This window comes from Alkaliphilus crotonatoxidans, assembly GCF_054658015.1.
Genome location: NZ_BAAHXS010000004.1, coordinates 883,920 through 909,519, shown reverse-complemented (window position 1 = coordinate 909,519; position 25,600 = coordinate 883,920). Strand labels below are relative to the sequence as shown.

At 39.4% G+C, this 25,600-nt stretch carries 30 protein-coding genes; 8 read left to right on the top strand and 22 right to left on the bottom strand.

Going from position 1 to position 25,600, the window contains the following annotated elements; translation table 11 throughout:
* Positions 1 to 42: 42 nt before the first annotated feature.
* From ACYQ1I_RS06910 to ACYQ1I_RS06870, 9 genes are all read right to left on the bottom strand, one after another.
* Positions 43 to 2,502 (bottom strand): heavy metal translocating P-type ATPase, encoded by a 2,460-nt coding sequence (locus tag ACYQ1I_RS06910; protein WP_459763691.1) that lies wholly within the window; start codon positions 2,500 to 2,502, stop codon positions 43 to 45.
* 13 nt (positions 2,503 to 2,515) lie between these two features.
* A complete protein-coding gene (locus tag ACYQ1I_RS06905) occupies positions 2,516 to 2,821 on the bottom strand; it encodes a metal-sensitive transcriptional regulator (protein WP_459763689.1) in 306 nt (101 codons plus the stop codon).
* A 157-nt stretch (positions 2,822 to 2,978) separates the two neighbouring features.
* Positions 2,979 to 3,557, bottom strand: coding sequence for a 50S ribosomal protein L25 (locus ACYQ1I_RS06900; RefSeq protein WP_459763687.1), 579 nt, complete (start codon positions 3,555 to 3,557; stop codon positions 2,979 to 2,981).
* A 90-nt stretch (positions 3,558 to 3,647) separates the two neighbouring features.
* Positions 3,648 to 4,235 carry a 50S ribosomal protein L25 gene (locus ACYQ1I_RS06895; RefSeq protein ID WP_459763685.1) on the bottom strand — a complete coding sequence of 196 codons (588 nt, stop codon included), beginning with the start codon at positions 4,233 to 4,235 and terminating at the stop codon, positions 3,648 to 3,650.
* Between the two features lie 125 nt (positions 4,236 to 4,360).
* A complete protein-coding gene (locus ACYQ1I_RS06890) occupies positions 4,361 to 4,774 on the bottom strand; it encodes a hypothetical protein (RefSeq protein WP_459763683.1) in 414 nt (137 codons plus the stop codon).
* Between the two features lie 56 nt (positions 4,775 to 4,830).
* A complete protein-coding gene (locus ACYQ1I_RS06885) occupies positions 4,831 to 5,052 on the bottom strand; it encodes a hypothetical protein (RefSeq protein ID WP_459763681.1) in 222 nt (73 codons plus the stop codon).
* A 207-nt stretch (positions 5,053 to 5,259) separates the two neighbouring features.
* Positions 5,260 to 6,327 (bottom strand): YibE/F family protein, encoded by a 1,068-nt coding sequence (locus ACYQ1I_RS06880; RefSeq protein WP_459763679.1) that lies wholly within the window; start codon positions 6,325 to 6,327, stop codon positions 5,260 to 5,262.
* A gap of 202 nt (positions 6,328 to 6,529) precedes the next feature.
* Positions 6,530 to 6,721, bottom strand: coding sequence for a hypothetical protein (locus ACYQ1I_RS06875; RefSeq protein WP_459763677.1), 192 nt, complete (start codon positions 6,719 to 6,721; stop codon positions 6,530 to 6,532).
* Positions 6,722 to 6,746: 25 nt separating this feature from the next.
* A complete protein-coding gene (locus ACYQ1I_RS06870) occupies positions 6,747 to 7,823 on the bottom strand; it encodes an NAD(P)/FAD-dependent oxidoreductase (protein WP_459763675.1) in 1,077 nt (358 codons plus the stop codon).
* Between the two features lie 266 nt (positions 7,824 to 8,089).
* Between ACYQ1I_RS06870 and ACYQ1I_RS06865 the strand changes: the two genes are divergently transcribed.
* The 4 genes from ACYQ1I_RS06865 to ACYQ1I_RS06850 all read left to right on the top strand — a co-directional run bounded on the left by ACYQ1I_RS06865 (position 8,090) and on the right by ACYQ1I_RS06850 (position 11,396).
* A complete protein-coding gene (locus tag ACYQ1I_RS06865) occupies positions 8,090 to 9,751 on the top strand; it encodes a spore germination protein (protein ID WP_459763673.1) in 1,662 nt (553 codons plus the stop codon).
* 2 nt (positions 9,752 to 9,753) lie between these two features.
* Positions 9,754 to 10,926 carry a Ger(x)C family spore germination protein gene (locus ACYQ1I_RS06860; protein ID WP_459763671.1) on the top strand — a complete coding sequence of 391 codons (1,173 nt, stop codon included), beginning with the start codon at positions 9,754 to 9,756 and terminating at the stop codon, positions 10,924 to 10,926.
* 95 nt (positions 10,927 to 11,021) lie between these two features.
* Positions 11,022 to 11,192, top strand: coding sequence for a hypothetical protein (locus tag ACYQ1I_RS06855; RefSeq protein ID WP_459763669.1), 171 nt, complete (start codon positions 11,022 to 11,024; stop codon positions 11,190 to 11,192).
* 57 nt (positions 11,193 to 11,249) lie between these two features.
* A complete protein-coding gene (locus tag ACYQ1I_RS06850; protein WP_459763668.1) occupies positions 11,250 to 11,396 on the top strand; it encodes a hypothetical protein in 147 nt (48 codons plus the stop codon).
* Here ACYQ1I_RS06850 and ACYQ1I_RS06845 read toward each other — a convergent pair.
* Both ACYQ1I_RS06845 and ACYQ1I_RS06840 read right to left on the bottom strand, forming a co-directional pair.
* Positions 11,393 to 12,496 carry a GerAB/ArcD/ProY family transporter gene (locus ACYQ1I_RS06845; RefSeq protein WP_459763666.1) on the bottom strand — a complete coding sequence of 368 codons (1,104 nt, stop codon included), beginning with the start codon at positions 12,494 to 12,496 and terminating at the stop codon, positions 11,393 to 11,395. The two genes, ACYQ1I_RS06850 and ACYQ1I_RS06845, sit on opposite strands and share 4 nt — an antisense overlap.
* Positions 12,497 to 12,844: 348 nt before the next feature.
* Entirely contained in the window at positions 12,845 to 13,915 is a 1,071-nt protein-coding gene (locus tag ACYQ1I_RS06840; RefSeq protein WP_459763664.1) for an NAD(P)/FAD-dependent oxidoreductase, read from the bottom strand.
* Positions 13,916 to 14,056: 141 nt separating this feature from the next.
* Between ACYQ1I_RS06840 and ACYQ1I_RS06835 the strand changes: the two genes are divergently transcribed.
* The 4 genes from ACYQ1I_RS06835 (at position 14,057) to ACYQ1I_RS06820 (ending at position 16,169) form a co-directional block, all read left to right on the top strand.
* Complete coding sequence (locus ACYQ1I_RS06835; RefSeq protein WP_459763662.1) at positions 14,057 to 14,263, top strand: hypothetical protein; 207 nt, start codon at positions 14,057 to 14,059, stop codon at positions 14,261 to 14,263.
* 17 nt (positions 14,264 to 14,280) lie between these two features.
* Complete coding sequence (locus ACYQ1I_RS06830; protein WP_459763660.1) at positions 14,281 to 14,508, top strand: hypothetical protein; 228 nt, start codon at positions 14,281 to 14,283, stop codon at positions 14,506 to 14,508.
* Positions 14,509 to 14,541: 33 nt separating this feature from the next.
* Complete coding sequence (locus ACYQ1I_RS06825) at positions 14,542 to 14,994, top strand: hypothetical protein (protein ID WP_459763658.1); 453 nt, start codon at positions 14,542 to 14,544, stop codon at positions 14,992 to 14,994.
* A gap of 89 nt (positions 14,995 to 15,083) precedes the next feature.
* Positions 15,084 to 16,169, top strand: a complete 1,086-nt coding sequence (locus ACYQ1I_RS06820) for an NAD(P)/FAD-dependent oxidoreductase (RefSeq protein ID WP_459763656.1) — start codon at positions 15,084 to 15,086, stop codon at positions 16,167 to 16,169.
* Here ACYQ1I_RS06820 and ACYQ1I_RS06815 read toward each other — a convergent pair.
* The 11 genes from ACYQ1I_RS06815 to ppx all read right to left on the bottom strand — a co-directional run bounded on the left by ACYQ1I_RS06815 (position 16,166) and on the right by ppx (position 25,595).
* The gene (locus ACYQ1I_RS06815; protein ID WP_459763654.1) at positions 16,166 to 16,624 is read right to left on the bottom strand and encodes a hypothetical protein; all 459 of its coding nucleotides are present in this window, start codon (positions 16,622 to 16,624) and stop codon (positions 16,166 to 16,168) included. The genes ACYQ1I_RS06820 and ACYQ1I_RS06815 overlap by 4 nt on opposite strands.
* Positions 16,624 to 17,757 carry a GerAB/ArcD/ProY family transporter gene (locus ACYQ1I_RS06810; protein ID WP_459763652.1) on the bottom strand — a complete coding sequence of 378 codons (1,134 nt, stop codon included), beginning with the start codon at positions 17,755 to 17,757 and terminating at the stop codon, positions 16,624 to 16,626. The genes ACYQ1I_RS06815 and ACYQ1I_RS06810 overlap by 1 nt, the downstream gene beginning before the upstream one ends.
* 124 nt (positions 17,758 to 17,881) lie before the next feature.
* Positions 17,882 to 18,418 (bottom strand): hypothetical protein, encoded by a 537-nt coding sequence (locus tag ACYQ1I_RS06805; protein WP_459763650.1) that lies wholly within the window; start codon positions 18,416 to 18,418, stop codon positions 17,882 to 17,884.
* A 91-nt stretch (positions 18,419 to 18,509) separates the two neighbouring features.
* Positions 18,510 to 19,328: a 4Fe-4S binding protein gene (locus tag ACYQ1I_RS06800; protein WP_459763648.1), complete on the bottom strand. Its 819-nt coding sequence runs from the start codon at positions 19,326 to 19,328 to the stop codon at positions 18,510 to 18,512.
* A gap of 12 nt (positions 19,329 to 19,340) precedes the next feature.
* Positions 19,341 to 20,171, bottom strand: a complete 831-nt coding sequence (ccsB, locus tag ACYQ1I_RS06795) for a c-type cytochrome biogenesis protein CcsB (RefSeq protein ID WP_459763646.1) — start codon at positions 20,169 to 20,171, stop codon at positions 19,341 to 19,343.
* Complete coding sequence (locus ACYQ1I_RS06790; RefSeq protein WP_459763644.1) at positions 20,161 to 21,474, bottom strand: cytochrome c biogenesis ResB family protein; 1,314 nt, start codon at positions 21,472 to 21,474, stop codon at positions 20,161 to 20,163. The genes ccsB and ACYQ1I_RS06790 overlap by 11 nt, the downstream gene beginning before the upstream one ends.
* Positions 21,475 to 21,521: 47 nt before the next feature.
* Positions 21,522 to 22,724 (bottom strand): ammonia-forming cytochrome c nitrite reductase subunit c552, encoded by a 1,203-nt coding sequence (locus ACYQ1I_RS06785; RefSeq protein ID WP_459763642.1) that lies wholly within the window; start codon positions 22,722 to 22,724, stop codon positions 21,522 to 21,524.
* A 264-nt stretch (positions 22,725 to 22,988) separates the two neighbouring features.
* Complete coding sequence (gene rpsR, locus ACYQ1I_RS06780) at positions 22,989 to 23,219, bottom strand: 30S ribosomal protein S18 (protein WP_459763640.1); 231 nt, start codon at positions 23,217 to 23,219, stop codon at positions 22,989 to 22,991.
* Between the two features lie 18 nt (positions 23,220 to 23,237).
* Complete coding sequence (locus ACYQ1I_RS06775; RefSeq protein WP_459763638.1) at positions 23,238 to 23,663, bottom strand: single-stranded DNA-binding protein; 426 nt, start codon at positions 23,661 to 23,663, stop codon at positions 23,238 to 23,240.
* 20 nt (positions 23,664 to 23,683) lie between these two features.
* Positions 23,684 to 23,968 (bottom strand): 30S ribosomal protein S6, encoded by a 285-nt coding sequence (gene rpsF, locus ACYQ1I_RS06770; RefSeq protein ID WP_459763636.1) that lies wholly within the window; start codon positions 23,966 to 23,968, stop codon positions 23,684 to 23,686.
* Positions 23,969 to 24,083: 115 nt separating this feature from the next.
* Positions 24,084 to 25,595 carry an exopolyphosphatase gene (gene ppx / locus ACYQ1I_RS06765; RefSeq protein WP_459763634.1) on the bottom strand — a complete coding sequence of 504 codons (1,512 nt, stop codon included), beginning with the start codon at positions 25,593 to 25,595 and terminating at the stop codon, positions 24,084 to 24,086.
* Positions 25,596 to 25,600 lie beyond the last annotated feature (5 nt).

The following is a 25,600-nucleotide window of genomic DNA, read 5'->3' as shown; positions in this document are numbered from 1 at the left end:
TTTTTCTCCTCCTATTTAATTATTTTAAATTTATATTTTTAGCTAAAGAGTTGGTTTAAATCGTTTTAGCCTTAATGCATTACTAAGAACCGATACTGAGCTTAAAGCCATAGCCCCAGCCGCAAACATTGGGTCCAGTAATGGGCCTCCGAACAGGTATAAAATACCTGCTGCCAAGGGAATTCCGGCACTGTTATAGGCAAAGGCCCAAAACAGGTTCTGCTTAATGTTTCGTATGGTACTTTTACTTAACTGAATGGCTGTTACCACATCCAGCAAATCACTTCTCATTAATACAATATCGGCTGATTCCATGGCCACATCAGTACCTGAGCCTATGGCAATTCCTACATCGGCCTGGGCCAGGGCTGGCGCATCATTCACACCGTCTCCCACCATGGCCACCTTCTGCCCCTGATCCTGAAGTTTCTTAACTTCATTGGCCTTATCTTCAGGCAATACTTCAGCCAGAACGATATCGATTCCAACCTCCCTGGCAATTGCTTCCGCTGTTCGCTGATTATCTCCTGTAATCATAGCAACCTGTATTCCCATATCATGAAGCCGCTTGATTGCCTTACGGCTATTTTCCTTTACCACATCTGCCACAGCTATTATTCCCACCAGACTTTCCTCAATGGCCACATACATGGGGGTTTTGCCTTCTGTTGCCAACCGATTTGATTCTGATTCCAGATCAAGGGGAATATTTTTTTCAAGCATCAGCTTCTTATTACCCAACAGCAGGTTTTTTCCTTCAATTTTTACTTCAATTCCTCTGCCGGGGATGGACATAAATGATTCTACCTTTTTAAGGGGCAGATTTTTATCTTGCTGGGCTTTTACAATGGCTTCCCCCAGTGGATGCTCGGAACCTCGTTCTCCAGAGGCGGTCAGGCTTAAGAGCTCATCCTCTGAGATGTCCCCCCTTGAAATAATGTCCGTTACCCTGGGCTTTCCTTCGGTGATGGTTCCTGTTTTATCAAAGACTATGGTTTTTATCTTATGGGCAGTTTCAAGGGCCTCGCCGCCCTTAATTAATACACCGTATTCTGCCCCCTTTCCTGTACCCACCATTATCGCCGTTGGTGTTGCCAGGCCCAGGGCACAGGGGCAGGCAATCACTAACACTGAAATAAAAATAGTCAGGGCAAATACAGTGGAATGGCCCGTTACAAACCATAGTATTGACGCTATAATTGAAATACTAATTACAATCGGCACAAAGTAGCCTGAAATAATGTCTGCCATTTTAGCAATGGGAGCCTTGGAGCCCTGGGCATCCTCCACCAGTTTGATGATTTGAGATAAAACTGTATCCTTTCCCACCTTGCTGGTTTGAAACTGAAGGCTTCCATTTTTATTGATACTGCCTCCAATTACTATGTCACCAACATGCTTTTCAATGGGTATACTTTCACCCGTCAGCATCGATTCATCAACAGAGCTGTAACCCTCTATCACGACACCATCCACCGGTATTTTCTCTCCTGGCTTAACTAAAACAATATCTCCCACCTCAACCTCTTCAATGGGAATAACCATTTCCTTTCCATCATGTATCACAAGGGCAGTTTTGGGCTGCATTCCCATAAGCTTTTTAATGGCCTCTGAGGTCTTTCCTTTAGAAACCGCCTCCAGGTATTTACCCAAAAGAATTAAGGTGATAATTACGGCAGCCGTTTCAAAATACAGCTCCATTACCATCATGTGATTACCGGTTAAAATTTCATAGATGGCATATAACCCATATATAAAGGCAGCGCTGGTACCTATGGCTATTAATGAATCCATATTGGGGCTTCTTCGATAAAGGGCTTTAAAGCCTACTGTATAAAACTTGTTTCCTGCAACGATGGCCGGTATCGTTAATATAAGCTGAACCAAAGCAAATCTTAAGGGGTAGTGATGGGGGTCAAGAAAAGCAGGTAAAGGGGCTCCCATCATGTGACCCATGGCAATGTATAATAATGGAGCAGTAAAGATAGCTGACAATAAAAACTTCTTCCAAAGGGTCTTGATATCCCGCTGACGTTTCTGGGCTTCCTGATCGGTACTCTGTTGAATTTCAAGCTCCAGGGGTTCATAACCGGCCTTTTTAATGGCCTGTTTAATCTGGGAAATTCGAATTAAGGTGCTATCATAATGAACGACTGCCTTTTCAGTAGCCAAATTAACATTGACAGTTTTAACACCCTCCAGCTTTTTTAACGCCCTTTCAACTGCACTGGAACAGGAGGCACAGGTCATTCCTGCCACCGGTATGGTAATTTCTCTTACTGTTTCCTCTTCCTTTAATTGATAGCCAATTTGACTCACCTTATCAATGATTGCTTCAAGGCCTACCTGATCAGCATTGTATTTTACTGCCAGCCTTTCGGTGGCTAAATTTACCGTAGCGGACTCAATTCCCTCAAGCTTCCCGAGGGTTCGCTCGATGGCCTTGGCGCAGGCTGCACAGGTCATACCTTCCACCATCAGACTTTTATTAATTGATCCCATATACTTCCCTCCCTTATTTCATTAGCTTTTTAAAGGTTTTCAGTACCTCTTCAATGGCCTCTTCTTCGCCATTTTTCAATTGATGTACAATACAATTCCTCAGGTGACTTTCCATTAATACCATTGAAATGGAGCCAAGGGCCGAACGTGAAGCCTCTATTTGATTAATGACATCATAGCAATAGGTACCCTTTTCAATCATATTTTTAATTCCTCGAATTTGCCCCTCTACCCTGTTTAAGCGATCCATTAAGGATTTTTGAACCTTAAGGGACTCCTCTGAGGACCTTTTTACGGAATGATCTTGCTTGTGACCCATTGAAGCACCTCCTTTATTTTAATATACCATACCCCCCTACCGTATATCAAGGAGAATTTTTTAGGATGACGTTATTTTTATATAATCCCTTAATGATCATATGCTTATTCCCCCTAAAATGATAAAAAGACTACCTAAAAGGAAGCCTTTTTGATTCTTATTTTTGCTCGGTTTCTTCATTATTTTTTTCTTGTCCAATAGTAGTTACCGAAGCAATGATAGATTGGGGGTCCTGGATAATGTGAAATTCTTCACCGACTTCCATATCGGCAATTCTAAGGGCATCGCCTGTTCTAAAATTGGATATATCAAATACCAGTTTTTGAGGGATGCTGCCGGCATAGCATTCTACTTCAACCTCATTAAGCTGCTGCTGTAAGATTACACCGCTTTTTTCTACATAATTCCTGCCTGTTAACACGATAGGTACCTTCACATGGATTTTGTCATTTTGATTAATCCGTTGAAGGTCCAGATGGATAATTTCCCGTGTTACCGGATCTCGCTGAATTTCCTTTATCACGACTGAATAGGTTTGATCACCTATGTTTACCTGGAGCATTCCTGTTTCCCCATAGGTTCTGATAAAAGATTCTGCTTCCTTTTTATTTATTTTTACAGGCAGGGTATTCATATCCTTGGCATAAATTACAGCAGGAATGTACCCATCATGTCGTATTCGATGACTGTTGTTTTTTCCTACGCTGCTTCTCACTCCACTATTAATTAAGTCCATAAAAACACCTCTCCTTATTCATTTATTTATGAATTATTGCCAACGACAGTTATTTTATACAGTCTGGCCCTTAGGAGAGGTGTGATTGAATTATATTTCTTCTTCTACCGGCTGCTCCAGCTTTGTTGTGTAAACCAGGGAAGCAATGACGGCCTGTTTATCTGTCAATATCTCAACGTACTCATTTGCTGCCAATAATAAATCAGATACGGTTAAGTTGTCTTTTTCCAGCAATAGTTTTGCATCTACTTCTACTCGTTCGGGAATGTATTTGGGATAGGTTTGTATTTCGATTTCTGGTGTTTGAATTTGAAGTATTCGATCGCTGTTTTCTACCTTTTCTTTGTTGGTGATATAAATAGGAAGGGTTAGTCTGACTTTTTCATGTTCATTCAAGGTCTGTAAATCCAAGTGCAGTAATTGGTTTTTTAAGTTATCCCGTTGAATCTCTTTGATGATAGCAAAGGTCGTCACATCTTCAAAATTTAATCCCAGGCGAAGGCTTGTTCCATATTGGGAAAGTAATTTTTCCAGCTCCCGTTCCTTTAGGTAAATAAGTTGTGTGTCCTTCCCTCTGCTGTATACCACGGCTGGTACCTTTCCACTCTTTCTTTCCTTCGCAACACTGTTTTTTCCAACCATTTCTCTTTTAAATGCTTGAATCTGCGGTGTTGCCATTATTATTCCTCCTTTAGATGTAAAATATGGTGCTTATTACTATTAAATCAAAGTTTTAAGAAAACTTCAATAAACTTCTATCTTAATATAGAAAAAATCCCAGTTCTTGACCGGGAAAAACTAAGTTAATCAACTGAACGCAGTATTCTTTCTGCTATATCCATCAGGCGCATATCCCCTACCTTTTTATCCAGGGCGATAAAGATACACTTGATTTCTTCAAGGCCTTCGTCATAATAGTAGGAATAGCTGTAACAAATGAATTCGTCTGGTATAATACCTTCAATCATTGCTACCTTTTCATCGGCCAGGCTCATCAGCTCTTCAACTAAATCTTCTTCCTCGATGGGCCCTAGATCGTCAAGTAAAAGGTCTTCCTTTAGCTCTGCTACATTTTGTATAATTTGATAGATCAAGGTATCATCTCTTTTTGATCCCTTTGTTAAATCCTTTACTAGCTTAAAATGATATTTTTGTTTTATTTGCTTAAGTATATCTTCACTATCGAAGCATTTATTCCCTGCTACTACATAGCTCATGGCTAATCCTCCTCTATTTTTCACCTAATACCTTTCATTGCTCTTTTAAGTATCTGTTAATGTCTATTCCCACTTCCGACGATTCTCCAATAATCCTCTACATTTCGATAGACACATTCAATTGACGCCTGGGAAAGTTGCTTCATCATCTCTTGATTGAGCTTGATAAGCTCCCTTTCTTCTTCCTCAAGGGTTAAATAATCAAAGGGATACTCCGATTCCACCAGGCTTGTACCTTTTACTGGCTTTATTTTAAAGATCTCGGAATTTAAACCCATTTCTCTTTTTCCATTATTAAGAAGTATATATTTCGCCCTGGTATTTTGAATTCTGATGATTAGATAAATCTCCCAGTTCCTTTCCATAGGCCAGCATTTTTTTAACCAGAGCATCATATTGCTTCATTTAATCACCTCTCTTTATTTATTAATTCTAGTTTCAGGGCGGTAAATCCTGCTAAAAAACTTTTTTGCCACTCAGGTGCATTAGGAATTCACTGCGGCAACAAAGGATGTCACTGGAATTGTCAGTATTAAACCAATACTACCGCTTAGGGCCCGTATAATTTCGGTGGCTATGAATTGAGAATTAATGGCTGCTTCTACTGACATATTTGAAAGGGCAAGGAAAAATAATAGTGGCAGGGATGTTCCGGCATAGGCCAATATTAGGGTGTTGGTCATGGTGGCCATGATATCCTTTCCTACCATGAAGCCTGACATGATTAAAGAGGAAACGGAAACCTTAGGATTGCTCCGTTTAATTTCATGAATGACTGAGGTGATGGTCATGCTGACATCCATAACTGCTCCTAAGACTCCGATGGTTATACCGCTGTAGAGCAGCCCTCTATAGTTAATTGCCACATTGGTTTGGGTTATCAGCATTTGAATGGTCTCATCTGAAAGGCCGTTTAAGTGAATACGGTTGCCGAAATACAGGGCCAATATTCCTGAAATCAAGGTACCTCCAATGGTGCCCAGAATAGAGCTGAGGCTTTTTTTTGTGAAACCGTCGATTAATATAAAGCTGACAAATATAATGATGCAGCATACCAGTACTGTGGTAAATATAAAGCCATGGCCCTTTAAAATCATTGGTAAATATATTTTAAAAATGCATAGCCCCGTTATAATTAACGATACAAATGATCTAAGCCCCTTAAATCCACCAATAATCATTAATAATAGGAAAAACATAATAAATAATAGTAGCAGGGGCCCTTCCCTTACTACATCCACAAAGGAAACTCCTAATAGCTGATCACCCTCAATCGTGAGCTGAATAAATATTTTTGTATTATTTTTTAAACTAATATCGTATTCAGAAAGGGCAATGGGCTGGTAGGCAAAGCGCAAATGCTTTCCCTTCAGTGCTCCCTCCAAAACCTTCACCTCTAAAACCTGAGGTGTGCCTTCCTCTGGCTTGGCTTCTTCAATGGATAAAACCTGGGCCTTCACCTTAACATATTGCCTATCGATTCCGTAGGCTACAGAGCTGAAGCATAAAATACCCATCAATACAATCCATAATATTTTCAGGCCTTTGTTCATTTCAAGAATTCCTCCCTAATTATCGCCTACTAGCATATATATTAAGGAGCATTACAACATATTAGCAATTATTCATTAAATTCATTGCCTTCTATTACTATTAAATTTTAATTTTTATCATTTACTTAAAAGGAAAATAAATGAGAATACTACCCTCCTTTGGTAGCATGAAAAAAGAAAGGATTTTCAGGTGAATCAAAGGCTATTGCATAGGATCTTTTTCAAGCCAGGTCTTATTAATAATGAAGGATTGATTATTGCAATACAGGCACTTTCGTTGTATTCCTTGGCCGTATTTGACCTTGTCTCCCACCCAATCCAGCTTATTTTTTTCACTTTTTTCAATAACTTTTTCAGAGCCGCAGTTGCTGCAGATTACTTTAAATCCGCCCATGACTTTGACCTCCTTTTATTGCTGTTTACTGATTTTTTTTATTGGATACTAAATTTAAACCTCTCGAAAGCAGCTTAATCACATCAACGTTAGTTCGATAAATCAGACTTCTAAGGGAAGGAGTTTTCATAACGGTTAACAGCCGATCAAAATCTTCATTGGTGGCAGCATTTAATAAAGGCCTCAGACTTTTAAGCTGCTGGCTTTTTTTCCTCACGCTTCCCAGCAGCTGGTCAATATCATAACCCTTCGCAATACTTTTTGCCACCATTACCCCCGAAACAATTGCATTAAACTGGCCAAAGCCCAGAAAAGGTTCAACTCCCCCTCCGGCAGCTCCAGCAAAATAGACCTTCCCTACCCTGTTGGTGGTCACCAAACCGGCATGGTGGGGAATAGACCATGATTCAACCATATTATACTGCTTTAAAATGTCACGGCTCTCTAAAAACCGACGCCAGTATTGATTAAGCTCATTCTGTTGAATACCTTGAACCACATGGGCAATGACTGCTTTATTTTTACTATAGGGTGCCAGGTAAATATAGGCACCCTTTGTTAGGTCATTATCGAGCCACATCTTTAACGTATCCGGTTCAAAATCTCCCTCAAAGACACCTCCGCTAAGCCACGCCCGCATTACCTCCTGCCAAATTCCGTATCTTGTTGGGGCAAACCAGTGCCCATCTGCTGCCACAATAAAATCAAAATCCTTTTCTATATCCTCTGGATGCACATTACAATTAAAATGCACTTGTGATTTTACCTGTTTATGTAATTGATTTTTAACGGAATTTTCCTCCTTGCCACGAATCATAAAGTGACCCAGCTGCCCTGAAACGGTAGCTTGATTGTTGGGCGAATAGTGAATCACCTTTCTGAAGGGGCCCAGGGGCTTTAGCGTAATTCCCAGCTGCTGGTTTATATATTGAATAGGGTCTGAAACAGGGCGGGTTAATAATCCTAAAAATGCCGACACATGGGGATGATATTCGCCAATGAAATCATTTCTTTCAAATATGGTGGGGTAAATACCATGCCTTTCTAATTCAATGGCGCATGACAAGCCTGCGGTGCCCGCACCTATAATCGCTACCTTCACCTTAACACGCTCCTCGCAACGAATGTTTTGATTGTCTTATTTTTTACATATGAGCGTTTAATATACTATCCTAAGGCCTATTAAAATTAAACTGAATAAGGAATAAATTATAAATTAAAACAAATAATAGCACTAGAGCAAAGTCTTCCTTTTCAAGACATAAAAGGATGCTTTGTTGAAAACTATATATATATCTTTAATTCCATTATGAAAAAAAGAGCTTCTCTATAGATTTATAAAAAACCTAAAGGGGAAGGTACCAGACCATGAAAAAAAATAGAGGAACTAAAAGACCAATTAAAATTGGAAATACTTCAAGCCAAAACCAAATTAAAAATAAAAAGCTCCGAAGCGTTGTAGAAACAATAGAAAAGAAAAGCGTGGCTGACCTGGAAAATCACCTGGTATCTGAAAATTTACAGGAAAATTACGATATAATCAGCAATATTTTTGACAACAGCTTTGGCTTTACCCTGCGAAAATTTAGTATTGGTGAAAACAACACCGAAAGCTTTATTATATATATTGATGGTATGGTCAATCGTGAAGCCATTCACGAAAATATATTAAAGCCATTGATGACGGAATTTAGTTATCCTCATGATCATGCTAGAATTCATCATGAGAGTTTTTTATCTGACCTAAAGGACACCTTAATTTCAATAAGTGATGTAACACCTATTCATTCCATAAAAGAGGCCGTTAAATTCGTTCTTTTGGGTCATTGTGTACTTTTTGTTAACAATAACGATGTGGCACTTTCAATGAATACCCTGGGGATCGAATCACGTTCGGTTTCTGATCCAATTGTAGAAACCTCCCTCAGGGGGCCCATGGAGGCCTTCGTTGAAAACATACAAATCAATACTTCTTTGATTCGCAGGAGAATACGAACCCCCAACTTAAAAATGGAAAAATTCACTGTGGGTCGATTAAGTCAAACCGATGTCGTTATGTGCTACATAAAGGGTATTGCCAACGAAGGTATATTGAAGGAAGTAAAGGAGCGTATTGAGAAGATTGATACCGACATCATCCTGGAAGGAGGCCAATTGGAATCCTTCTCAGAAGACAGCTGGATATCACCCTTTCCTCAAACTGAGATTACAGAAAGGCCCGATTCCTGTGTCGCCTCCCTGGCTGAAGGACGAATAGTTCTGGTAATCAATGGGAGTCCCTTTGTGTTGATTGTACCCGTTACCCTAAGCTATTTTTTCACAGCGGCCGAGGATTACTACCACAAATTTTATTTTGCTTCCTTTGTCAGATTACTAAGGTATTTTGCCTTTTTAATTACACTGGTGCTGCCTTCCTTTTATGTGGCAATTACCACCTATCATCAGGAAATGATTCCCTCTGTTTTGCTAATCTCAATTGCCAATGCCAGAGCTGAAATTCCTTTTCCTGCAGTGGTAGAGGCGTTATTTATGGAAATTACCTTTGAAATTATTCGAGAAGCGGGGGCCAGGCTGCCCATCTCCATCGGCCAGTCCCTGAGTATCGTTGGTGGTTTGGTTATCGGCAGCACTGCTGTGGATGCAGGATTAGTTTCTCCAGGGATGGTCATCGTAGTGGCCGTTACTGCCATTGCGTCCTTTATTATTCCTAAAATCAATTCCTCAAGGGCCATCAGTGTCCTTAGGTTCCCCATACTGTTTCTGGCATCCACTATGGGGATCTTTGGGATCATTGTGGGCCTGCTGATCCTTTTAATCCATTTGGCATCCTTAAGGTCCTTCGGAGTTCCATATTTATCACCCTATACCCCCCTCAGCTTGGAAAATTGGAAGGACAGCTTTATTAAGCTACCGGCATGGTTCATTTTCAAACGGCCAGCCTTTTTGGAACCCGAAAATTTAGTCCGAACCGATCTGGACTCAGAACCCAAGCCGCCCAATACAACCAATTACATGGATGAGGAGAACTGATTATGAAAAAAAAATTAATCTTACTTTTCACTATTATCTTTCTTTTGCTACCTTTGACAGGATGCTGGGGACAAAAAGAGATCAATGAGTTAGGTATTGTTCAAGTAATGGGAGTCGATTTAGAGCCCGATGGAAATTACCGGATATCGGTACTGGCGGTAATTCCCATTGGTGGCCTGCAGGAATCACTGGATTTATCAGGCGTATGGCTTGGCAGTGCAGTTGGGAAAAGCATCAATGATGCCAGTAAAAACCTGAGAAATGTCGCTTCAAAACGACTGGTATGGATCGACAACCGCATAATCCTTATTGGAGAAGAGCTTGCAAGGGAAGGTGTAGATGAAATTTTAGATTATTTCATGAGAAATCGAGAAATAAGGTATAGAAATTATGTAATGGTATCGGAAGGAAAAGCCTTAGACATCATGTCTATTCCTGCTGATGCAGAAGCTAATTTACCCGAGGAGCTATTGGGCATTATCCAAAATGTTCAAGATTGGACCAAGGCCTATGTTCCTGATCTGAATGCCTTTTTAAATTGTTACCTGGATCAAGGAATAGAGACCGTTGCAGGAAGGCTGACCTATTCTTCTGTTGACTTTGAAACCTATTCAACTGCTAAGGAAAATTATGGAGAAGTAATTGAAAGTGAGAAGAAGAAGGTTATAGCCGACAGGGGATGTGCTGTATTTAAAGGGGATAAGCTGGTGGATTTTTTGGGGAATATAGAGACCCGAGGCTACCGCTTAATTACTGGAGAAATCAATGCTGGAGCCATAACCATTAATGATCAGGAGCAAATGGTCAGCATGGAAATAAGAAATGTTAAGAGTAATATTACTGCAGAGGTGGATAATGATATTACCTTTACGATTCATCTCAAAATGAGCGGGGATATTATCGAAAATGCTTCTGATCACAATATTATAAACCAGGCTACAATTGATCAATTAGAGAAAAAATTTGAAAAGGAGATTGTAAAGGAGTTGGAATATACCGTAACCCAGGCACAAAATGAGTATAAGTCAGATTTTCTGGGCTTTGGGAGGGTCTTATACAGAAGACACCCCGATGTGTGGCGGGAAATTGAGCAAGATTGGGATACGATCTTTCCCAATGTAACTGTAAAATATGATGTTGATGTCAGTATCGATAGAATGGGAGAACGCTTTTAAACATTTGAAGGGTGATGATTCATATGTTTTATATCATAACCATATTTTTTATCCTTATTGGATTTTTTGAAATTAGAAAGCTGGTAAAAGATAGGATGAAAAAAGAATTATTGATGTACCTGATTATCATGACGATTGCCATCTATTATAGCTATGGGGCCCTATTGAAGTGGAACTTACCAAGGCCGGGAAAAGTAATCTCTCAACTATATGAGCCAATTTCAAATTATGTTTTTGCTCAAACCAAACATAGAACGAAGTACTAAAAAATGGAGCAGAGATCAGTACTGCTCCATTTTATTAATTTGAGGAGGTGACCTTCTATGAGTCTCAGCGGAAACACCCTTGCGGTAATAATCGGTGCTTCCATTTTTACAATCTGTATCATAACCGCCATAATAGCACAAAAATGCCTGTTTGGAAAAGTAACTAAAGGCCGGGATATAAAAAATAAGCATAATGATTCTTAAACTGATTTACCACGTTTTTTTAATAGAATTGCCGCCAGGAATAAAAACAGTCCTAAGCCATACTGGATAAAAATAGCGATAAAGGGATAGGAATAATAAGCAAATTGTAGCATTTCAATGTCGGTTTTAAAGGAATTGACACTCAGTGCAAAGGCAATAAAAATGGTGGGATAAACCAAAGGCTTATAGCTGGGTATGTTTACGACTTGAGAAATACCCACGCTTGAGGCCCAAATAAGACTGGCAGAGGTTAAAATACCTGCGGCAATGGCTATAGACATCCAAATAATTTCAACCCTTTCAAAAAAGTTACCCAGTTGAATATATTTAGTAATTTGAAGCCCTGGGTTTACCATATTGGCAGTTTGCTCAACCCCAAAAATGCCAATACTGGTAATCACCATCATTAAAATAACCAGCATCCCCATTGTAATGGCTGTAAACTTACCTAAAAAGGCCTTTTCCGGCCGATTACAGATGGGAATATACATCCCCATAATCAGGCAAACCCCAAAGTAAGTAAATAAAAAAGGCGTTCCCGTTAAGGCCGGGTAAAGGCCATTGTATAATTGGGGCCTTAATTGATCTATCTTAATCACGGGAGACAGTAAAATAAACAATACAATAAAGCTTAAAAAATATAGAGGGCCTAGAATTTCACTGACCCGGGCCATACTCTCTATTCCCCTTTTAACTCCATAGCCAATCACTAAATATCCAACCCCCACTGGAATACTAACGGGCATTGAAGGTATAAAGGCATTACTCAATAATAAAGCCAGGGCCCTCATGATATTGGAGCTGACCAGCAGAAAATAAAGTGGAAACATAATACCGATGATTTTTCCAAGATAGCTGCCTAAAATACTCTGGCTATATTGAACAAAATTTTCACCGGGGAATCTAAGCCCCATATAGGTTAAAATTATGGCAACAATTACATCCAGAAACCATGCTCCCAATATGGCAAGCCACGCATCCTGGCGGCTGTGCATCACCAGAAATCCAGGAATTTGTAATGTTGAAAAGGAGGTAACTATTGAAAAGAGCAGCCATATATATTGATGAATACTAATTACTTCTTTTTCCTTTAGCTTCATTTCTTTCCCACCCTTAAAATTTATTAAAAATAGTCTCACCCAGAGGCCTTAGGACAGAATGAATTACCTCTAATAGGGTTAGAACCTCCATTTGACATAATATATAGGTTATAATTGGAAACATTACCATTACCCCAACGGTAATCAATTCCTTCCACCTTCGGTTTATGTATAGTGAAATACCATCAGATAAGCATAGCAGAAAAAAAACCAAAAAAAACGAAAACAAAAGCATATGCTATTTCTCCTTTAATCCATGGCTTTTACTGAAATAATTCTGTAGAATAAGGTTTATCTTAATTACTTTATTATGTTCAAACTAACCTTCCCTTATTCGATGGCAAGCACTCAATTTTTGACGATATGATTATAAATTTTAGCCAAAAAACTACTATGTTTCAGCTTAAAAACTGGATTATTATAAATTAACTGCTTAATACCTGGGGTTTTTAATAGTAGTATTAGCTTATCAAGATCATTGTTGTCAAAGGTGTTCAGGGCCTTTCTGAACTCATAGAGTCTGAGCATATCCGCTTCTATCGGTTTTACCAATTTGTTATAGTCTAAATTTCTTGCAATGGCCTGGCCCGCCAGTAAGCCACTTTCAATGGCATTAAGCTGGCCAAAACCCAATAAACTGTCGGTAAAACCTCCTGTATTTCCTATAAAATAGATATTATCTAACTGATAAGGCCATACAAAGCCACACTGATGCTCTGCATCTCTTATTTCAGTGATGTGGTAGTTTAGTTTCTCTGTAGAAAGAAAAAGGTCCCAATAGTGGTCTATTTCGCGTTGACTAATGCCGTTAATAATTAGCTTGACGGCAGCCTCCTTGGGGCCATTGGGAATCAGATAAGCAAAGGCATTTTTAGCATATTCGGTATTTGACCACATTGATACTGCACTGGTGTTAAAATTTCCCACCACACTGGCCGAACGAAATTGGGCGATAAAGATATCTGTCCAAACATTCAACTGCTTTGCAATATTGCTGTCTCCGGTAGCAATGACGATATGGTCAAAATCATTTTTTATATCTTCTAAATGGATCAAAGTATTAAATTCAATGGGAAGCTGTACCTGGGAGTAAATTTGATTGGCAAGGGCATGCTTATCTTTCATTCTATTGATGATATACCCCAGATTTCCCTTCACCACAGCCTTAAATCGAGGACTAAACATTACAATTTCCTTTAGGTGGAAGGTGGGCTTAATCACTAAGCCATATTTTCTTTTAAAAAGCACTAAGGGATCAACAATAGAACGATTAAAAAGGTGCATTGTAGCACAGGAAAAACAAATTTGTTCTCCTATATGGCTCTTTTTTTCAAAGATAACGGGGGTTATACCATGCTTTTTTAGCTCAAAGGCACAGGCTAAGCCCGAAATACCGGCACCTATTATTGCTACCTTCATTATGAACACCTTCCTTAAACGCTTCTGTATATGACTGATTGTAAGTATATTTAAATTTGTAATGGCTCTTTAAGAATAATATTTGCGTTTATAAGGAAAAATATTAATACTTTATTTTAAATAAGTTGGGGAGGAAGAAAATTGGAAAAGCTCTCACAGGAATATATTTTAATGATGGTTTTTACCAATGCATTAAACCGGGAAAAGCTACTGGTATCTAAATACAGGGCATATGAAGGGGCTCTGAAGAATAAGGAATTAAAGGAAATGGTTAAGGAATTTTATGGTACTGCCCAGGAGCATTTAAAGCTTATGAAGGATAAAATGATTAAACTGGATATTAAATAACGAAATTAGGTGAAATTATGAAGGAAGTAAATATTCTAAAGGACATTCTTCAAAGTCGAATAACCAATCAAAAATTTTATAATGAAAATTTGATAGACATTAGAAATCCAGAGGTACGGGCCTTATTTACCCAGCTTCGGGACGACGAAATGCGGGCCATTGTTAAGCTGCAGCAGAAAATTGAAAGGCTGGAAGCACCTTCTGGTATCATTTCAAAGGTATTTCCCCCTCGACCTAAATTTTAATAAATTATTTCTTAAACTGGATGGTGGTACAGGATGGAATGGGTAATCGTTTTTATAGCCAACTGGATATTGTTTTTTCTGCTGGTTGATTGGAAAAAGCTAAAGCTTAATATTTGGTGCGGCATACTGGCTGTAGCCCTGCAGTTTGCAGTAGATGTACAGGCTATCAATTTAGGCTGGTATGAGGTCAATGATAAGGTGATACCCATTTTGGGTTCTTCCGTATTTTTTGTCATCGGTCCGGTTTTAGTTATTGGAACCCTAATAGCTCAATATCATCCAAAAAAACGATGGCTGCAGGTTGTCAATGTATTGGTATTTGCTGTTCTTTATTCTATTTTTGAGCTTATGGTGGTAGCAAGAGGAGCCCTTGTATATCATAACTGGGATTATGGGACTAGCTTAGTAGTAAATACCGGCGTTATGGCTATATTAAGCTGGTTTACCATTGTTGTGTTAGATCAAAAAGGAGAGATTACATCATGAGTCTTGGTTTATACATTTTTTTAATCATTATATTGGGGTTACTGGTGTTGGGTTGGTTTAAAATAATGGAAAAGTATGGGGGTTAAGGCATGAAGGTAGCCATTATTGGTGCAGGAAAGGCAGGGCTTTCCTGTGCCCACGAATTGGAGAAATACAATATACGGCCAGTGGTATATGAGAGAAACAGCTACATTGGTGAGCAATGGGGCCATGCTATCGCCACAATGGAAATTGCCCAAAGGCCGGTAAAGGATGCCCTTAAATACTTTAATGATCATCTGGGAATCAATATAAAACCTTTAAACACCCTTAACCGGGTGATTCATATTTCACCCAATAAAACCACTGTCATACGAGGAAATCTAGGATATTTATATAAGTCAGACAGAGATACGGATTCAGTAAAATATCAGATCTATTCCAAGCTAAAGAATACCCAGGTATTATTTAATGAAATAGGTGACTATGAACAGCTAATGAAGGAATATGACCATGTTGTTGTGGCTACAGGAAACCCTTCCTTTAGCGAGGAACTAGGCTGCTGGCAGAAGTTTGTAAGGGCCTATGTAAGGGGGGCCACGGTGCTGGGGAATTTTGATCCAAATACCTTGATTGTTTGGTTAAATAAGGATTATTGTAAAAACGGCTATGCCTATCTTACTCCCTTTAATCATCAAAAGGCCTCTATAAATTTAATTACCACCGATGTAGACGAAAAGGAAATCGATTACTATTGGGAATTATTTTTATATGGTGCCAATATTCAATATGAGATTATTGAGGAATACAAACTTGAGCATAACCTGGGTATTGCCTACCCCCGGATCTACAAAAATTTAATACTGACAGGCAATGCAGCGGGGGGCGCAGACCCTTTCTTGGGCTTTGGGCTATATAACGCCTTGACCATGGGAGTTGCTGCCGCCAGAACCATTGCCAAGGGATGGGATTATGAAAAGCAGATTAAAGGGGTCATTCAAAGAAATCTACAGCTGAAAAGATTTAGAAAGGCCTTTAATAATTTAAATAACAAGGATTATGATAACCTGATAACCGCCATCGGGTTACCTGGTATTCGTCACTTAATCTACGGTACTTCTTTAAATATCACTAAAACGGGGGCCTTGGCCATTAGTTTAATGGAAAGGCTTAAATCAATAAACAATAAAAATTAAGTGTCAATTTTTTTATTGAGGTAGCTGTAAAAATAATAGACCCATAAATAGGTAACAATGTATGTAAGCAATGACCAGGGAAACATTCGCCACCGTACAAACACAACTGTTTTGGTCAGTAGACTTAAATACTCAAAAACTAACATTCCTATGATCCATGCACCCGTATAAAGCAATACGGGTATTTTATTTTTGGGTAAAAAGTGGGTATAGATCATGTTTAATATCGGATACACCAAAATCCCTGCCAGGGCTATATATAAGGGGGAAGCTTCTTTTTTGATGTAATAATATAAATTATAGTATTCACCCAGTATGATTTCATAAAAGAGCGAATATGCCATGGCGGCTATGCCAATTATAACATGGGGTAATTTGATTGGTTTTCGAAAATTGATGATAATAAAAATAACCCAGAGTACGGCTATAGAGCCATAGAAAAATAGATTTGCCATTAATTCATAATCCTCCTTTTTTGCTTCAAGTCCTTTAGATAAGAGACCACCAGTAACAAAAAGGGAATCCCGGCAGCAACTGTAAACATATAAAAGGGATAAATATAGTGGAAAAAATGAGTGATATCCGCCATTGTTCTGGCAAAGATGATTGAAAAGCTTACAATAACGACCCCCACTGGTGTCACCATTGGACGATAGGTTTTCAGCTTCAAGAGCTGTGATAATCCAAGAACTGCCGAATAGTAATACAAAACAATATTGATAAAAATACCGGCAATCCAAACCAGCATGATCAACACATCGAAGCGTTCAAGAAATGGACCCAAATCTACAAATCTTACATATTCCAGTGCTGAAAACAATAATTTTTCAGTAATTGGCCCAAAAATAGCAATTGCAAGGACCCCTATCATCAGCCCCTGACCCAGCAGTACGGTTACAATGTTAATGTGCTTCCTAATCTTCTTTTTTTCTTCGTCTTTAACATAGGGTATAAGCTGTAAAAGAATAAAGGACTTTAATAGCCATGTTTGAACCAGTAATCCGCCCTTAAGGGGCGGTACCCAACCATCATACAATATGGGTAAGAACCGCTGAAAATCCATCTGCGCAACATTAAGAATACCTGTTAGCAATAATACAATGACCCCGATGGGCAGCAGCACCTCATTTACCCTGGCAATCACTTCGATTCCGCCATAGACACTATAGGCTGCCACTATCATAATGGTAATACTAAAGAGGTAAATAGGGGCATCTGGATTAAAGGAGGTAACAAATATTTCTCCCAGCTTCCTTACTACGGTACCTGTAAAAAAAATTAAGGAATAAGCATAGATAAAGCCTACCAATTTCCCCAAGGGAACACCCAATATATCAACGGCATATTCTACGATGGTCTTGTTGGGATATTTAAGACCCAATGTCAAAAACAGATTAACTAAAATTAAGGAGCTGATTGTTCCTATAATTACAGCAATCCACGAATCTTGTTTGGCTTCCTGGGCAACAAAGGCTGGTAACAGTACATCAGCGGTGGCAATAACAATGGTAAAGATTAAAAGTGTAAGCTGAAAAACAGAAATTTTCCCCTTTTCCTGTATACCAACTGAAACTGATGTTTTTCCCATAGTATAATCATCCTTATTCCATAATAGTCCTATGGTTTATTATTGCCCTGGGGCGGAAGAAATATTCTTTCGGTAGAAAAGGTAAAGGAACCATCTTGTCAGATTGATGATTCCTGCTGAAAAATTAAAATTGAGCCTTTAACCTTCTTTTGAGCATAGCCCTTAATACTCCTTTAGCTGCCCAGAAGCCAATACCGAAGGTGATTAGGGTGGGAATGATTATAATCAAGGGCTTGGCCAGTAAATCTGCCATGGCTCCCCCCAGGGTATAGGCCATCATATAGAAAACCATGGGTATTTGTATGGCAGGAAAAAAGCCCGCCGCCATTAAACAATTTCGCTGATGTTTATAGCCCCCCAATATTAGGCCCCATAGAAGATCTGTCAATAAACCGGAAACAATTGAAACTAACAGCATCAATACTGAAAAAACACTTAAAATAACCCCTAAGATTATTCCGATTATCGTAACCGTTCCAAACTTTTTAGTATAATTGGCAACTAAAAGAACCCCGCCCCCATAAACAGGTGCTACTAAGAGAGCCCGATAGGCAGGCAAAGGCAGTATTCCCATTATGGGAATCAGCATATAGGCCGCAACAAACATTAAGGCTACTGTCAGGGTGACAAAAATCAGCTCTTTTAGTTTAAATAGCTTCATAACAACAATCTCCCATTCGCTTCATAATCTCTATCTAATTATACTTTAAATTTATTCCCTTTCATGTGATTTAAATCAAATGAAGTAGATGTTATGAATTAAGCTGGTACAGAATCGACTCGATCCCCTCTCTCTCAATCTTATGGCTGAACCGCTGGCCCGATGTGATACATTGAATATAGATTTTCACTAACCTGTTTAATAAATGGGAGAGCTCTTCTATTTCCTGAACCTCTGCCAGGGGTCGGGCTAAATGGGGATGTCGTCCTAATCTGCCTCCAACAATTACCCGGAAGCCCCTTTCGCCATCTACAATTGAGCGAGTGGGGCAGGCCCGGCTACATCTTCCACAATCAATACATTGAGCTACATCAATTATTGGTTCATTCTTTACCTGGATTAATCCTTCAGGACAAGCCTTACTACACTTTTTACAGCCAATGCAATGACCTTGATTGATATGGGGCCTTGCATAACCAATAATACCGATATCTTTAATTTGGGGCTGAGAACAGCAATTAGGACAACCACTAAGGGCGGCCTTGAATCGTTGATGATATAGAAAGGTACCCTTCACCTGCTTTTCAATACTAGCCTCTAATTGACTGCGTTCAACGATTTCTTCTATCAATATGGCCACCCCTTTGTCATCAATCAAAGTCAAGGGGCAGCCACAATGACCGCCGCAAAGTTTAATCTCTTTATATTTTGTATTTTTTACTCCTTCAAGGGATGTGTCTAGCCGGCTAAGGTCTACCATCTCCTTTCCCTTTGCCGCTTCCAAATCTACCACCTCTACTACTTGCTTTCCCCTTGCCATGGCCACTTCCTCTGCTTTTTTTCTAGCAAAACCCTGAACAAAGAAAGGCGCTTTTTTAATTCGAGCTTCTGCCTCCTTCGACCATATCATTTGTCCTTCCTCCTAAGCATAACTATGAATACTTGGTAATAGCGTATTGACACCAATATAGGTGAATAGTACACAGATAAAGCCAATTACACTGAATACAGCTGCTTTTTTGCCCCTCCAGCCTTTAGAAATTCTAGCATGTAGATAGACAGCATAAATAATCCATGTAATAAATGACCAGGTTTCCTTTGGGTCCCATGCCCAATACCTGCCCCAGGCCTGTTCAGCCCAAATGGCCCCGGTTACCATCACAAGGCTGAGGAATAAAAAACCTAAACCAATGGCCCGATAGCTGATTAAATCAAGCTTTTCCAGGTCAGGAATATGCATTTTGAAAAAGTGTTCCCTTGGAAATTTTTCTTTTAATAAATACATACCTGATACACCACAGGCTACCCCAAAGGCTCCATAGCCAATTATTGCCGTGGCCACGTGCAAGATGAGCCAGTTGCTCTGTAATGCCGGCATTAGGGGCCTTATATCCTTAGATTGCATCGCTGCATAGCCAATAATCAGAAATACAATGGGTGCAACAAAGGTTCCCATGGCTGTAAAGCTATATTTATGCTCAAAAATGATAAAGCATAGAGCCACTCCCCAGGCGAAGCAAGTGGCAAATTCGTATTGATTGGTTAACGGAAGCCGGCCCGCTGCCAATCCCCTGGTAATCAACGCAATGGTATGGAATAACCAGCCCAGCCGAATAAGCAAAGTGGCATATCGGCCGTATTTTTCACCCCGCATGACAAAAAATAAAAAGTACAGCACCATGGAAATTCCATACATTGTAATGGATACATTAAACAGGCTGCTTTCTAAATGTATATATCTTTCAAGATTCAACTCCGGCACCTCCTATATCAAAAGTATTGATGACTTTTCTCAGCTTTTCTATGTAAAACTGCTGCCCTTTAGTGCTATCGGCCCAAATAATGGTCTTTTCATCCTTCGTCTTTAATACCTTTAGCTGCTTGGGATGAAAATAAAAGGAAAATAAAATGCCATGAAGCAGTAAAAGTCCTCCTAATTTAGCTCCGCCGATACCGGGGTCGCTGACAATTTGCAGCAGGGTAAAATGCCTTGGCTCATTGACCACAAAGCTGTACTCTTCCCACTGAATTGGCACATTCATTGATACTACATTCATGTCAACTCTTATTCCTTCATAAAAGAGAACATATAAAAGATGGGGGTTATTGCTATAGGGACTGATAGTGGCCGGCATGGCACCCGTATTGATATAATCTGGATAAAAATTGACAAATTGAAGGGCGATTCGTTCATGATCATCTACATGAATTTCATTTTGGTACAGTACCCTCTCGGCAATTTTTTCACCATTTTTTAATAAGGTCATATCTACGGCCCAACCGGTACCATTTTGATAAATACTGAAATCCTTAGCCCGATAGGGATGATTCACCGAAAGCTGCCCGGAATCTATATTATCTTCATTTTTTAGTGTGATGCGGCTGATATATTGGTTAACGGTATGATCTTCCCTAAATTGTATCTCAAAATCATCAATTGTTAACAAATAGTCAGTCTTCTCGATGGGCTCTGTTACTCCTGGTACCCCATAAACATATGTATTAAAACCTAGAAGCTGCCCGATTAAATATGACAATATAATAATGAGAAGCCCCACATGGGTTAGCCAGGAACCGAGGTAGCCAAGATTGTTTTTTTTACCACAATAATAGATTCCCGATTCTGTGTTCTCCTTTTTTATTCGATAAAAGCCTGCCTTTCGAAACAGCCTTTCTACATCGATGGGTTTATCAAACTCCCTTTTAAAAAGGTAATTCTCCCTTTTCATCTCGTCTGTTAAAGCTGGAAACCGCCGTATTCTTTTAAATAGAACAGGAAATCGAATAATACTGCAAAGAATCAGATTCAATGACAGTGCCAGCATCATAGCAATAAACCACCATGATTGGTATAGCCGATGCAGACTCAGGGTAGAAATTAGCATATATACAAAGGCATTATATTCCCTTTCATAGTATATTAAAGGGTTATTTTGAGGTATAATGGTACCTGCAATTGAAGCAACCCCAATAATCAGCAATAAAATCATTCCAAATTTCATTGAATAAAAGGCGCTCCAGATTTCCTTCAGGATATGCTCCTTTTCCTTTTTCATTGTAACGCTCCTTTATTGAGTTGGGGCCACATATGCAGCCCCTTCCCTTATTGATATTCTTTCAGTAGCTCTAATCCTCTTTCGGCATACATTTGAGCCTCATCAAGGGTTTGATGGGTAAATTCTGGATTATGGAAACCTGTACTGTTTTCAACAAATACAAAATCCCATCTAAGCTGTGCCTTCCTGTGGCAATCCCTTATTTCATCCAGCTGTGCCTCAGTGTATTGATCTCCTTCTACTGCTGTCTCCAGCTGATGAATTAATTCTACAATGATATCGCTCACCTCGTTGGTTCGATCCTCAACACTTTGTTGAATCTCCTCTACTCTAGTCACCAGTTCTTCAGCCGATTCACTATGGCAGGTCAGACATGAAGCCTCAATGTTTTTCAGCGGACTAGTCCAATGGTGGGAGCGATAAAGCTCTCCTGCATCATTTTGAACCTGGGGCATGTGACAGTCTATACAGCTTAGTCCCATCTTGCTGTGCAGGCTTCCCTGATAGGTTTCAAATTCTGGATGCTGTATTTTGATTAAAGGTGTTCCTGTAGTAGGATGAATCCAGTCAGAGTAGCCGGCATCATCATAGGCTTTTTCAATTCCGGCAAGGGTGATACCGTTTTCCCATGGTACCACAACTTCCTTTGTCTCTGGGTCCATGTAATACTCAATATGACATTGAGCACAGACCAGGTCTCCCATGTTAAAGTCCATTTCAACCTTCTCCAAGGCCTCTGTTAGGTGACTCCTTGTCAGAACCACTTCACCAGGGGTATTCTGGTGGCAATCATAGCAGCTAATGGAATTGGTTACCTGGGCAGCGATTTCATCAAAGTCCATGGCATGAACCGCTTTACCATATTCATTGATTAATTCCAGGTAATCAGCCGTCTTACAGCTTAAACAGGAGGCCCCGGGCTTAGGTCTTGCCGTATGAATCACATCCTCCAGGGAATAGACATGCCCCCTTGCCCTAAGATATTCTTTACTAAACCCCATTCCTGCATATAATGTCTTTAGATTCGGATAGAGCTCTAAGTAGTCCACAGGCACCGAACCGCCAAAGGTCGTAGATTCCATTTCGGCATTTTTTAAGTAGCTTTCATATTCATTGGAATAGGTATCTTTCCAAAAATCAGCTGCCATAATTTCGTCAGGGCTAATTTCTGTTTCCTGGACCCTTGGAGTACAGGCCATAAATACAAAAACAGAGAAAAGTAAGAAGATCACCAGTTTATTTTTTTTCATATTTTCACCTCCCCCTTACAACAATTGGTAATCATTGTTATTATACTAAATTTACCATTTTTATGTTGTGATTTTAATCACAATATCCATTAAATAAATAATTATCATGAGAATAGCCCGATTATCCCATATTTATACTAAATAATGGGAAAATAATCGGGCTATTTACCGCGTACAAGGAAAATCCATATTATTGAATTGTTGAAAATGAGAGCTTTCCTATAGCTTATAAAAAAAGAAGCGGCTAAACCGCTTCTAGGTAAATTAATCTACTGTATATGGAATTAATGCCATATGTCTGGCCTTCTTAATGGCTTGAGTTAAGTCTCTTTGATGAATGGCACAGTTTCCAGAAATTCTTCTTGGTAAAATTTTACCACGCTCTGTAATGTACTTTTTGAGCTTTTGAACTTCTTTATAATCAATATGGGTTGTTTTATCTGCACAGAAAGAACAAACCTTCTTTTTTGTTCTACGCTTTCTCTTATTGAGCATTCTTTTCCCTCCTTCTAACTAGAATGGAATATCTTCATCATCGTCTATGGCTTCGAAATCATTTAAATCTATATCAGTTGAGTTAAAATCGTTAAATTTACCCGGCTGGGATTGATTCTGAGATTGGGGGTTTCTATCTCCCCATTCAAGAAATTCTACCTGGTCAGCTATTACCTCGGTAACATAGCGTTTTTCACCGGTTTGGGTTTCATATGACCTACTTTGCAATCTTCCCTGAATACCTACTAACCGTCCCTTCGCCAAGTAATTAGCACAGTTTTCAGCAGTTTTTCCCCATACAACAATATTGAAAAAATCTGCTTCCTTTGTTTTTGAAAAGGTTCTATTCACTGCAATACTAAAGGTGGCCACTGCTTTTCCGCTGGTAGTAAATCGTAACTCTGGGTCTCTGGCAAGCCGCCCGATTAAAACAACACTGTTCATCGTTACTCCACCCCTTTAAATTACGCTTCTAATCTGACAATCATATGTCTGATTACTTCATCAGCAATCTTTAGGTTTCTATCCAGCTCCTTTGGAATATCGGCAGCAGCATTAAAATTTACTAATACATAGTAACCTTCATTGATCTTGTTAATTTCGTAGGCAAGCTTTCTTGTTCCCCACTCCTCAACATTTTCAATTTCACCGTTGGTTTCAACGATTCCTTTGAATTTTTCCAATAACTGCGTTCTTTTTTCCTCTTCAGTGCTTGGCTTTAGAATGTACATTAATTCGTACTTGTTCATTATTTTCACCTCCCTTTGGACTTAGACGGCCCTGCTTTTAACAGGGCAGAGAAGATTTTCTCACATTAAAAAATTATATCATTTGTATCATTAAAAAGCAATGATTTTTATTGAACTATACAATAGCCAGTTTTTTTTGGAAGTACTTCTTAAAGGCCCGTTTGCATTTTAACGCAGCCGCAATTTCCAGGTCTGGTGGCGCTTTAGCCTTAAGCTTTAGTTGTAATGTATCTTCTTCCATTATACATTCCACCTTCTCGATGCTTCCATGCTCGCTTCGATCCAGCTTTTCTGCAATATGAACCAAAAGGCTGAGTTTTTTAATCATCTCATAATCCTTCTGATCAATTAGCATTTGAAATTGTCGCCAATCCCCCTTGTATTCCAGCTCTCGGTGCAGTGCAACAATTAAGGCACAAAGCACCAGCTCCCGGTTTCTAAGGCCGTTTAACCTGGAATTTAACACCAGGTAAAACCCATGCTTATGATAATTATAGTAATCTACATAGGTGCCAATATCGTGAAGCAGGGCTCCCACAGCCAGGAGCTTTCTTTCCCCGGCTCCAAGCTGATGCAGCTCCTTTGTTTGGTCAAAGATCATGAGAGCAAGCTTTTGAACATGGTAGCTGTGCTTAAGATTAGCATGATAGTTCTTTAGTGTATTATTGACACTATGAAACAAAACATTCTCTAATATCCTATTTTGCTTTGATTTTAAATATTGTTCAAAAAAAACCCCTTCACGAAGGCCATTTCCACTGATTATTAGCTCCTTTGCCTTAAGATACTGCATTAGCATTTTAATAGGAACCATCCCGCCCACAATGATGTCTGCCCGTTCTTTATTAATACCTGTAATGGCCCTTCTTTGACGGAGGTCTGCCTTGGCTACCCTGCTGTAAATATTATAAACCTCCTTAGCCGCAAGGCGATAATTATGTAAGCTAGACAAGGGAAATCCAATTTGATTCTTGTCTATTTTTCCAAAGGTTCTGGCCGTTCCACCCAATCCTACCACCGGTAAATGAGAGTTTTTGCTGAGCCATGGCACAGTTTTAAGCTTTTCCAGGATATACTCCTCAAGCTTTTTTAATTTTCCAGGTGAAATTTTATCCTTTTCCAAAAATACTTCACTTAGGAGAACCGCCCCGAAGGGAAAACTAATGGACTCTTTAAACCGTCGATTTTCAACAAGGGTCAGCTCTGTGCTGGCGCCACCCACATCTATGATAATGCAGTCGGCAATGTCAATGGTATTGATTACGCCCAAATAGCCGTAATAGGCCTCCCTTTCCCCTGTAATAACCTGAAATTCAAGCCCTGTTTCTGTCCTCACCTTCTCTAAAAAAAACTGTTGATTTTGAGCATTTCTAACGGCTGCCGTAGCAATCAAACGTACCTGATCAACTTCATGAATTTCGATTAGTTTTTTAAAAAGTCTGAGGCCATCAATGGTTCTCTTGATGGCCCTGGGCCTTAAGGTCATTGTTTCTCCCATTCCCTCACTCAGCCTCACCATTTCCTTTACCTGATCAAGCATTTTATAAGAGCCATCTTCATAGACCTTCATAATAATCATTCTTGCAGAGTTTGAACCCAGGTCTATGATGGCGAGCTTATTTCCCACCTATC